Below are 1,433 nucleotides of genomic sequence, written 5' to 3' on the forward strand. Positions count from 1 at the left end.
GACTTTTTCTATTTTACTAGATTTAAACTTTTTTGTCAACACTTTTTTTAAAATGTTTTTTAAGTTTATATCTACATCGCTTGGCTTCAATTACTTGTTTGCCTCAGCGACAAGATTTATTATATATCTAATCTAATATACATATTTAAAATTTATTTGTATAATACCAGTTTAAAGTTATATTGCTATATTATTCTTTTATTTTCTCTTATATGTTATTAATGATACACTAGGTAAAGTATTTAGACTTTAATAACAACTTTCCTTGTTATTACGGTCTAAAAAATATAATTTACTATTATTAGATTGTATTTGTATATCAATATAAATGAATTATAAATTATAAATTATAAATTATAAATTATAATATAATTTTTCATAATAAACCGTATATTAAATTTTTAACTTTTTATTTCCTAACTAGTGATTTAAAAAAGCTAACTATATATAGAGAAAACTTACAAATAGTATAATTAAATAAGTATAAAAATTATATATATTGATAACTTATTAAAGAGTTAAAATATAAACATGAGCAATTAATTTATACATGAACTTATCAAAAATATTTAATTGTATATTAACCCTTAGGGAATATATTCTAGTTATATTTTAACCAATATATTTTTATCTAATTAAAATATATTGCTATCAATGAGTACATTGCAACTTTTTCTTTAAACAATAAATAATTTAATTTTATACAATCATAACCACCCGTTAAACGTGTCTATATATTCTTTTAAACTTAATTGCTTATACTCAAAATCTTCTTTTATTTGATTTCTTATATATTCTTATATTATTTCTCTATTTATTCCTACTGTATCAACATAATATCCCCTACACCCAAATTGTCTATTTCCATATTTATATTTCAAGTTTGCATGTATATCAAATATTATAAGCGAACTTTTCCCCTTTAAATACCCCATAAGTTTCGAAACACTTAACTTTAGTGAAATACTTACAAATATATGTATATGATCTTTACATGCATTTGTTTCTATTATTTCTACTCCCTTTTGTTCACATAATTTTCTAAGTATTACTCCTATATCTACTTTTATCTTTCCATAAATTATTTGTCTTCTATACTTTGGTGAAAAAACTATGTGATATTTGCAATTCTATTTACTATATGCTAAGCTACTATTGTCCATTTGGACACCTCCAATATAATTTAGTTTTGGTCGGCAAACCTAATTCTATTTTATATTGGAGTTTTTCTTTTTTTTACTCATAGCTATAAGCTTTTTAGAACTACTAGTTGAACTAGTGGTATTCAATATACAACAAAAAGCTCTTAGTATTTCTACTAAGAGCTTTGGTGGCTCACCGGGGAATCGAACCCCGGACACCATGATTAAAAGTCATGTGCTCTACCGACTGAGCTAGTGAACCATATGACCTGGCGACAACCTACCCTCCCA

The 1,433-nt window shown here is 24.2% G+C and carries 1 tRNA gene and 1 pseudogene; both read right to left on the reverse strand.

Going from position 1 to position 1,433, the window contains the following annotated elements:
• Positions 1 to 707: 707 nt before the first annotated feature.
• Positions 708 to 1,163: pseudogene (gene tnpA, locus AC07E4_RS11625) on the reverse strand (IS200/IS605 family transposase).
• A 165-nt stretch (positions 1,164 to 1,328) separates the two neighbouring features.
• Positions 1,329 to 1,404, reverse strand: a tRNA-Lys gene (locus tag AC07E4_RS11630).
• Positions 1,405 to 1,433: the final 29 nt, after the last annotated feature.

It is taken from the genome of Clostridium amazonense (assembly GCF_056431285.1).